7 protein-coding genes are annotated in these 9,671 nt (G+C 67.9%); 2 read left to right on the top strand and 5 right to left on the bottom strand.

The features are described from left to right. Window positions 1–144: 144 nt before the first annotated feature. From RN729_RS08260 to RN729_RS08270, 3 genes are read right to left on the bottom strand one after another with little or no spacing between them, the layout of a single operon-like run. The gene (locus RN729_RS08260) at window positions 145–1,407 is read right to left on the bottom strand and encodes a hypothetical protein (protein ID WP_310783571.1); all 1,263 of its coding nucleotides are present in this window, start codon (window positions 1,405–1,407) and stop codon (window positions 145–147) included. Between the two features lie 23 nt (window positions 1,408–1,430). Continuing rightward, window positions 1,431–4,472, bottom strand: coding sequence for a prolyl oligopeptidase family serine peptidase (locus RN729_RS08265; protein WP_310783573.1), 3,042 nt, complete (start codon window positions 4,470–4,472; stop codon window positions 1,431–1,433). 50 nt (window positions 4,473–4,522) lie between these two features. Continuing rightward, window positions 4,523–6,055: an amidohydrolase family protein gene (locus RN729_RS08270; protein ID WP_310783575.1), complete on the bottom strand. Its 1,533-nt coding sequence runs from the start codon at window positions 6,053–6,055 to the stop codon at window positions 4,523–4,525. Between the two features lie 229 nt (window positions 6,056–6,284). Here RN729_RS08270 and RN729_RS08275 point away from each other — a divergent pair, with 229 nt between their 5' ends. After that, window positions 6,285–7,355, top strand: a complete 1,071-nt coding sequence (locus RN729_RS08275) for a branched-chain amino acid aminotransferase (RefSeq protein WP_310783577.1) — start codon at window positions 6,285–6,287, stop codon at window positions 7,353–7,355. 43 nt (window positions 7,356–7,398) lie between these two features. Continuing rightward, window positions 7,399–8,568, top strand: a complete 1,170-nt coding sequence (locus tag RN729_RS08280; RefSeq protein WP_310783580.1) for a hypothetical protein — start codon at window positions 7,399–7,401, stop codon at window positions 8,566–8,568. 45 nt (window positions 8,569–8,613) lie between these two features. Here RN729_RS08280 and RN729_RS08285 read toward each other — a convergent pair whose 3' ends face one another. Both RN729_RS08285 and RN729_RS08290 read right to left on the bottom strand, forming a co-directional pair. Further along, window positions 8,614–9,192, bottom strand: coding sequence for a hypothetical protein (locus RN729_RS08285; protein ID WP_310783582.1), 579 nt, complete (start codon window positions 9,190–9,192; stop codon window positions 8,614–8,616). A 150-nt stretch (window positions 9,193–9,342) separates the two neighbouring features. Next, on the bottom strand, window positions 9,343–9,671 hold a 329-nt coding region (locus RN729_RS08290), incomplete at its 5' end, for an SDR family oxidoreductase (protein WP_310783584.1).

Here is a 9,671-nt window from a genome sequence, read left to right on the forward strand (position 1 = left end):
CGTCCGGTTTCGCACGCGGTGCTGTTCCGGCTCGCAGCGGGGACGATCCGGCACGCCCTGGTTTTGGGGGAGCGAGGTTTGCCGGTCCCCTGCGTCCCTGCCCTCAGTGCGAACGCGTACAGCTCGGGACGCGCAAGCCGTCGGTCAGAAGGGACAGACCTCCCTGGTCGGCCGCATACCGGCCGCGCTCTCAAGGCGGAGGCGGAGCACGTAGCTCAAGCCCAGCGCGTCGCGGGCGATTCCGTGGATCACGCCTCCCGCGCCGAAATCGATGGGATCCACCATCTGGCCCCCAAACCGGACGGTTGCGATTCCCACTGACGAGGAAACATCGCCGCGGTACCGGCCGCAATTGTCGAACAGATCCCATACCCGATGGTCGCCCGGGTTATCGGGGTCGTCCGGAAAACGCAGCACCCAGAGCCAGCCCTCCGGCGACACGCTCAGACCCGCAATCAGGGGCTCGAACTCGGACTCGTCCGAGTCGTCGGGCGGAGGCTGGGGCGCGTCGCCCAGTTCGATCGTACGAACGGTGTCGCCGACGAATGTAATCTCGTGAAAGCGGTGTGCCGCTCTGTTCGCCGCCCACACCGTTTCACCGCCCGCGAACGCCCACGCGCGCCGCGGAATCGAGACCCTCACGATGCCGCCACGCGTGATGCGGCCCCCGCTCTCGCTTCTGCTCTGCATCGTGTTGGTGCTGATGCGGCTGTCGAGCAGAACGGAATCCCGGGGCACGAAGGGGCTCGGATGCTCCGGGTACACCGGGAGGCGCACGCCGTAGGTTCGGCTGTGGGAGGTGGTCTCGTCCCCCGACCGCGTCCGGTCGCTGACGCGTACCTCCTGGTAGACGAAGCCCTGGTCGTCCGCGGCGACGATCTTGCTCCGGGGCGGGAGTTGGCCGCCTACGAGGAAACCTCCGGCGCGGCTGAGTTCGTTCCCGAGGGAATCGAAACTCAGCTGTTGCCGGCCATCGCCGATCCAGAGCCGGTTCGGCGGCTGGAACACAAGCGCCTGGCCGGAGGCCCAGTCCCGGTAGCGCACCTCGCCGGGCCCCTCGCCTCCGCGGGCCATGTTTCGCAGATGCCGGCCGTCGCGGTCGAAGACGCGAACCTCTTTCGAGCCCACATCCAGGACGTAGATGTTGCCTCGCTCGTCCACGGCGACATCGTGCACATCGCCGAAGACCTCGGGTCCGGTGCCATCGGCCTGGCCGAGCCGGAGTTCCTCGACCAGGCGCCATTCCTCGGGCCCCCCTCCCCGCGGCGGGGCGGAGTTGCGCACGAGGATGCGACCCCCATCGAGGGTCTCGACCGTCACCTCCTGCGGGGCGTGTGGCGCCTCCATGCCGAGAGCGGGCGCGGGGCCCGCTGCCGTCAGCAGGATCGCCGCCGTGGCTCGCGCCACCCGGCGGACTCCCGGCCGGCTCCTCACCCTCTCGAGCCGCGCTCGCTGGAGACGCCGCCCTGTTCGGAGACCGGCTTTCCGATGAGTTCGAGGCCGAGGTCGCGGCCCTTCACGACGGCCGGAACGCCTTCCTCCATCCAGCGCGGGGCCGGGGCGTCGATCAGGTAGTAGTCGAAGAACTGCTGCATGCGGATCGCCCAGTCCTCCTGGTTCGCCTGTCGCCCGAGACCGTGTCCCTCGCCGTTGTAGTTCAGCATGAACACGGGCAGCCCCAGCCGGCGCATGGCGACGAACATCTCGATCCCCTGGTACCACGGCACCGCGCCGTCCTCGTCGTTGTGCAGCATGAGGAGCGGAGTCCGGATCTTGTCCGCGAAGAAGACGGGCGAGTTGTGGACGTAGCGGTCGCGTTCGTCCCAGAGCGTCCCGCCGATCCGGCTCTGCGTGCGCTCGTACTGGAACATGCGGCTCATCCCGCTCTGCCAGCGGATGCCTCCGTAGGCGCTCGTCATGTTCGACACGGGCGCGCCGGCTTCAGCGGCGGCGAAGACGTTCGTCTTCGTGATCATGTAGGCGATCTGGTAGCCGCCCCAGGAGTGGCCCTGCACGCCGACCCGGTCCGGATCGATGAACCCCTGCGCGATGAGCGCCTGCACGCCGGGCACGACGGCGTCGAGCGCGCTCTCGCCCGGATAGCCGATCTCGTACGGGATGTCGGGGACGAACACGACGTAGCCGCGGCTCGCGTAGAAGGAGAAGCGCACCGAAGCGCGGTTCGGCAGGGGCGGCTGATAACTATGCAGCCCGTCGGACATGCGCTCGTAGAAGTAGACCATGAGCGGATACTGCTGCGAGGGATCGAAGCCGTCCGGCTTGATCAGGATGCCGTCGAGCGGCGTGCGGTCGTTCGACATCCAGTGGACGAGTTCGGCGCTCCCCCAGCGGTACTCGTCCTGCTGCGGGTTCGCGTCGCTCAGTTTGCGCGCGTTCCCGAAATCCGCGTCACCGACCCACAGATCCGGAAACTCGACGAACGTCTGGCGCGTCCACACATGGCGCTCGGCGTCCTCGGCCTTCGCCGGCGACGCGTAACGCACGTCGCCCATGATCAGTTCCTCGATCCGGCCGGCCTCGTCGGTCCGACCGCGCGCGAACCCGGACGCCTTCGTTCCCATGTCGAAGACCGAGAAGAGGACCTCGCCCTCCTCGATGCCCTCGCCGGCCCCGCCTCCGCCGAAGCCGCCGAACCCGAAGAAGTTGCCGCCGCCGCCCTCGGCCACGCGCTGCACGCGATAGCGTAGATCGGCCTCCCGCCCCTCGGTGAGACGCACGGCGGGGTCTTCGCCGCTCGGGTCGACGCGCCACACGTCGTTCCGGTCGTACACGAGCATGGCGGCATCGCCCTCGACCCACGTCGCGCCGCCATAGGGGGGCGGTCCCTGCGGGTGGTCGTCGAGTTCGTTGTAGAAGGCGACGGGAAGACTCCCGGTCAGGCTGCGCGCGGGTTCGGAGCCGTCCATCGGCGCGGCCTTCCAGTCCCGGTCCGTTTCGTCCCACCAGTACGCGTACGTCCCCTCCGGCGAGAGGCTGGCGCCGCCGAAGCCGCGCACGCCTTCCACGATCATGCGGCGTTCGCCGGTCAGGACATCCACCGCGTAGGCGTCCTCGTATCGTCCATCCCACGAGATCTTCTGGCGGTGAGGCACATCGCTCGTGGCGAGAACGTAGTCGCTCGTGCCGGTCTCCGTGCGTGACACATCGGGGATGCTCGCCGTGCCCAACTGGACGACGGCGTCCCGGCCCTCGTGCTTCACGGCCAGGTAGGACCGGTTGCGCTCGCGGTTCGCCTGCACGAGTTGCATCGGCTGCAGGTACGGGTCGCGCCAGTTCCAGATGTCGAGCGTCACGCGATCCGCGTCGAGGATCTCCTCGTCGGGCTCGGGCTCGGGACGCGGCGCGGTGCCGAAGAAGAGACGGTCCCCGTCCTCGCTGAAGGAGACGGACCCGTTCTCGCTGATCCACCAGCCGGCGGGCACGCCGGCCGTCTCGTGGTCGGCCACCTTCTCCGCCGCCCCGCCGTCGGACCGGTAGAGCGCGAAGGACGGCTGGTCCATCTCCCACTCGTCCACATTGCTGAGGAAGGCGAAGCGTTCGCCCGATTCGTCGAAGGCCACCTGCTCATAGTGCCCCTCCCCGGCGAGCACCTCCACGCTCTCGCCGCTGGCGGGATCCACGAGATGGATCCCGTCCCCGCCCTCTTCCTCGGTCGAGGTCACGTAGGCGAGCCCGTTCCCGGCGTCGGCCACCGTGTAGGAAACGACATCGGCGTAGGCGTGCTCCGCCCCTGAATCGAGGTTCAGGAGCACGAGCGGCGTCCCGTCTTCCTTCTCATGCCGCTTCTCGTACTCCGCGGAGCGCTCCTCTTCCTCCTCCTCCGCTTCCTCCTCCTCTTCCTCGGCCTCTTCGGCCTCCTCCTCGGCCTCCTCCTCCTCGGCTTCCTCTTCTTCCTCCTCGGGAGTTTCGGAGAGGAGGTAGGCGACGAAGGCGCCCCCATCCGGCGGGACCCGGAAGGAATCGATCGGGCCGGCGCGCCGGACTCCGCCGTCATCTCCGGCGCCGTCCGCGAAGGCCTCGGCCAGGTTCACGACGGCGAGCGAGTCGCCGGGGAGATCGTCCCCGCGCTTCCCTTCGAGGCGCAGCGAGTCGACCACGGCCTTCACCGGCGGCACGCGGAAGGCGAGGTGCCGAGAGTCCCTCATGAAAGCGGGCGAGCGACCGCGGAAGCGGCGTTCCGCCGAGCCATCGCTGCGCGCGATCACGAGCGTGGGGTCGCCGTCCCAGGGCGTCAGGACGTAGGCGAGCCAGTCGCCATCCGCCGAGATCGTGCGGCCGCCGATGGAGTTCCAGCGGTAGGTGTCCTCGTGCTCGAGGCCCGGCTTGACCTGTTGGGCGGCCAGCACCTGGGGTGCGAGCAGGACACCGGGCGCGAGAAGGACGCCGGCAGCCAGCGAGAGCAGACGATGACGGTGAATCCGGGCAGGGGACGAACCAGAGACGGGAGACATCCGACTCTCCTGTTTCGAGGGATTTACGGGGTTCAACGCTTGAATAAACATCAACGCTTGAAGTAGACGGGATCGGACGGCAGCGCGTCCACGTCCACGATCCTGCCGGCGGCCATGACGACCGACTGTTTGCGGATGTTCGCGATATCGGCCAGGGGATCGGCGTCGAGCACGAGGAGGTCGGCGAGCTTGCCGGCTTCGATCGTGCCGAACTCGTCGAGCGCGCCCGCCGCGATGGCGCCGTTGCGGGTGGCGGCGACGATCGCCTCGCCCGGCGTCATCCCAAGTTCGACGAGACCCTCGATGGCGAGGATCGTCCCGATGCCGGGCTCCTGCCAGATGGGCTTGGGCGCGCGTCCGAATTCCGGCGCGACGCCCGCATAGTTGTCCGTGCCGAGGGTGGTGATGCACCCGCCGGCGATCAGCTTCTTCGCGTTCAGCCGGCGCATCTCGGTCCCGTATCCCAGCGCCCGCTGCTCGCGGCGAATCTGGTAGCTCGTCTTCTCGCGCTCCACGGGACGCCGCAGCCGCCCCCACTCGCGCGCCCGGGTCCCCTCCGCCTCGCGGGCCAAACGTTCCTCGGCCGCCGCGCGGTTCGCCAAGTGGCTCTCCCAGGCGGGACCGGTGATCGTGTTCACGATCATCGAGCACACGATGCCGCGGTCCACGATCTGCTGGACCAGGGCGTCCGATATCTCGCGGCTCGCGAGCACTTCGGGGTGCTGGATGAGATCGATCCCCGCTTCGACGGAGAGCCGCAATCCCTCCGGGTTCGTGGAATGGGTCTCCGCGATGAGGCCCCGCGCGTGCGTCTCCTCGACGATCACCCGCTGGGCCTCCGGCGAGAACCCGATCAGGGTGGGGAACGCCCAGTGACTCGTCCCCCCGTACTTGAGGAAGTCCACCCCCTTGTCGAGGTACTCGCGGATGCTCGCCCGCAGCTCCTCCGGATACAGGTCCATCAAGTCCTCGCCCGCGCCCTGGGCGATGTGGTCGGAGAACTGTTCCTCGTAGAGCGAGAGGTCGTCCTCCGGAATGAGGGCGAAGGTGATCGAATAGGGTCCGCCCCAGCCGACGATGTTGCCGGCGACCTGGAGCCGCGGCCCGATGGCCTTGCCCGAGGCGATCGCGTCCTGCACCTGCTGGAGTTCCGGGAGCGCGCCGTAGCTGTCGCGGAGGTGGGTGACGCCGAACTTGAGGTGCATCTGCGCAGCCTCGAGCGTGAGTTGGGGCCCCATCAACCGGTAGAAGACGGAACTCTCCTTCCGGTCCTTGTTGCCCCCGCCGTAAAGGGAGATGTGTACGTTCGTGTCCACGAAGCCGGGCGTGACGAACTTGCCGGCGCCGTCGATGACGCGCGCGTCACCCGGTACTTCGACCTCCGCGCGCGGACCCACGGCGGCGATGCGGTCCCCTTCCACGACGACGGTCGCATCGGAGAGCGGGGGGCCGCCGTTCCCGTCGATCAGGGTCGCGCCGACGATCGCGGTCGCCTGGCCCAGCAGCGGTCCGCTCGGGACGAGGACAACGAGGGAGGCCAGCGTGGCGGCGACGGAGAGGACGCGGCGGGGGGCGCGGAACATGCGGGAACCTCCTCGTTTCAGCGGAGCTTGCGTAAATTGACACTAACAGCTTGCTCGACTCGCGAGTAGCGGCCCGCTGCAACGGCGACGCCAGCGGTTGGCAGGGCGGGACGGTGCGCGTTAGGCTGTCGCATCCTGCCCATCCCGGACTCCGCCGAGGGAATGACGCGGCTTCGATGGGCGGGCCGACCACCACCGATGATAGACGACTGACTACAGGCGAGAGATAATGGCGACGATCACCACGAGATTCCCCCTCAGACACGTCGAGCGTTCACGGCTCGAATCCGTCGACTTCGACAACCTTCCGTTCGGCTCGATCTGGTCGGACCACATGTTCGTGGCCGACAACATCGACGGCGAATGGACCGACGCGGAGATCCGGCCCTACGGCCCGATGCCGATCTACCCGAGTTCGAAGGGGCTCCAGTACGCCGTCTCGATGTTCGAAGGGTTCAAGGCGCACATGACCCCCGAGGGCGACCTCGCCGTCTTCCGGCCGGACATGAACCAGAAGCGGTTCAACCGCACGGCGGCCCGGTTCGTGATGCCCGAACTCCCGAAGGATCTGTTCTTCGACGCGATGCGGGAACTGCTCGACGTCGACCGCGGCTGGCTGCCCCGGGCGGACCAGGGCGCGCTCTACATCCGCCCCAGCTACTTCAGCACGGATCCGACGCTCAGCGTGGTGTCTGGCCGCTCGTTCCGCTACGTCCTGATGACGGCGCCCGTCGGGCTGTACTTCACCGGGTCGGAAACCGTCAGCCTCGTGACGACGCGCAAGTTCGTGCGGGCCTTCCCCGGCGGCACCGGCGGCCACAAGCCCGCGGCCAACTACGGGCCGACGATGCTGGCCTCCCAGCAGGCGCAGGCACAGGGGTACGACAACGTGATCTGGCTCGACGGCCACGAGGGCCGGTACGTCGAGGAGTGCGGGGTCATGAACATGTGGTTCGTCATCGACGGGACCGCGATCACGCCCCCGCTCGAGGGGACGATCCTCCCGGGCGTCACGCGCGACTCCCTGATCCGGCTATGCGGGGACTTCGGGATCCCGTGCGAGGTGCGCCGGATCGCCGTGGATGAACTCCTGGAGGCGCACGCCGCCGGCACGCTGAACGAAGCGTTCGGCTCGGGCACGGCCGCCACGGTGCAGCCCATCGACCGCCTCGGGCTTGACGGAACGGATGTCCTGCTTCCGCAACGTCCGGATTCCCTCGCGTCGCGGCTCAAGGCGGAACTCCACGGAATTCAGACCGGACGGGTCGAAGATCGCCACGGGTGGCTGTGGCGACCCTAGGCATCGACAGGACGGCGCGACCGTTCGAGGAGGTTTCATAGACGTGTCATCGGATCCCCCGTTCAAGGCCACGCTCGGGATCAGACCCGCGTCCCGCACCGATTTCATCGACGTGCGCGCGAGGCTGGTCGAGGAGTTCGGATCCGATTTCGCCCGGTATCCGAAGGCGCTCTACATCTCCCACCACACCACGGCGGGATACCTGGACCAGCGGCTGGCGCAGCGGCTCGACAACGACCGGACGAGGCTGCAGGACTACATCAAGGTCTTCAACGAGATCTTTCCGCCCAACGCGGGATACGAACACGATGAACTCCAGCTGCGGACCGAACTGACGGACGAACAGAAGGCGACGGAGCCGGAGAACGCGGACTCGCACCTGACCTTCATCGGCGCCGGGCTCCAGAGCGCCGCCTCGTACGATAACGAAGGAGGTCGGCCGGTCTGGTTCGTCGATCTCGATGGCGTCCACAGGGGCGGGACCCGCGATCGGCGGACGACGGTCGTGGGATACGGTTCGGAGGAAGTCGTGGCCCAAACCCAGTTGAGCGTTGAAGCCTCGCCTCGGGCCATCGATGCCATCGACCTCAGGGAACCGGAGTCCGGTTTCGTGGATCGGCTTCAGGATCTCGTCGAGGAAAACGGGATCTCCTTCGGACGACTCGATGTATCGCTCGCGGCGCAGGAAACCAACGCCAGCCTCACGGTCAACGAATACGAGCCGCTGCTGATGAAGAACGACCTTCGCGGGGTTCTCCTCAGCCCCCTGCGGTTCATGGCCGATCAGGGCAGAGAGGCCCTGAGGACGCCGCTGTCGCTGCCCGGGAAGGCGCTGCGGTTACCGGGGAAGGCCCTGCGGCTGTCCGGCAAGGCGCTCAACGTCGCCAGGATGGGCACGACCGTACTGCGAACTTCTCCCGGTCCGGTTCTCGACACCGCCACGGTGGAAGCCGTCCACATCCTCAATTGGGCCCTCGAACGGATCGGCGTGGACGAGTCCGTCATCGCGCGGGTGTTGAACCGGGCCCTGGCCTTTCCGGTGTCGCGCTTCCAGGGCCTCAGGCGGGAAATCAGCCTGCCCGTGATCGACCGTGACGGGGATGGAAACGGCGAGATCCCGTGGGGAACCTACCAGAGCCCCATTCTCATCCAGTGGAGGGCCCCGACCGAAACGACCCGCGAACTGGACGTGAAACTGGTCCGCTTCGCGTAGCAGCGCCCCTCGGCGAAGTCCCGAGCCGTAACCCCGGCGGCCGTGTTACGCCGGGCCGGCGGCCGGGTCCTGAAGTGGGACTCCGAACACCTTGTCCTCGAGGCGGGCCACGCGACCGGTCTGCCGACCCTCGACCCCGCGCAGTTCGGTTCGCACTTCCGCGATTTCGGCCCGGAGATCGTCGCGGACGCCCCGTACCTCGCTCCGAAGCTCGGCGCGTACGGCCTGTATTTCGCCTCGGAGTTCTTCGCGCACCCCGTGTATCTCACCCCGCAGCTCATCTCGCACGCCGCGGATCTCACCCCGGAGCCGTTCTTCGAGACCCTTCATCTCGCCGCGAAGCCCCTTCCCGAGGTCGTTCATCTCGCCGCGCAGCTCTTCCGCAAGCTCCTTCATCTCGCCGCGCAGCCCTTCCCCGAGCTCCTTCGTCTCGCCGCGCAGCCCTTCCCCGAGGCCCTTCATCTCGCCGCGCAGCCCTTCCTCGAGGCCCTTCATCTCGCCGCGCATTTCCTTCATCTCGCCGCTGAGCTTGCGGATGGCGGCGTGGGCGAAAGCGCCGACCGCGGCGCCCACGCTGATGATGGTCAGCATCAGGGTGATGATTCCGGCCACGTCCAATCCCATCTTCAGGGCTCCCGTCGAGGTTCCCGTGCGACGGCGACGCGACGGTCGCGCGCCGTTTCCGCACCAACCTCCGGGCAAGGATCAACTTGGGATCAAGTGGGCGTCGCTTCAACCGGAAAGTGCGCGACGCCGGGCTTTAGGCGGCGGCCGTCAGACGAGCGAGCGGCCCTGTGAGCCGTCCACGGCGATGCAGGCGCCGGTGATCAGGCTGGCGCGCTCGGAGGCCAGGAACGTCACGACGTCCGCAACTTCGTCGGCTCGCCCGAACCGTCCCAGGGGCAGGTTCGCGTCGACGAACTTCCGCATCCCCTCCGGGTCCGATTTCACGCGCTTGTCCCAACTGCCGCCGGGGAACTGGATGGAGCCCGGCGCGACGCAGTTCACGCGGATGCTGTCCTTGGCGAGTTCCAACGCCATGATGCCCGCGGCCGAGATCAGCGCCGTCTTCGTCGTGTTGTAGATCGACAGCCCCGGGCCGC

Source organism: Candidatus Palauibacter polyketidifaciens, assembly GCF_947581785.1.
GTDB lineage: Bacteria > Gemmatimonadota > Gemmatimonadetes > Palauibacterales > Palauibacteraceae > Palauibacter > Palauibacter polyketidifaciens.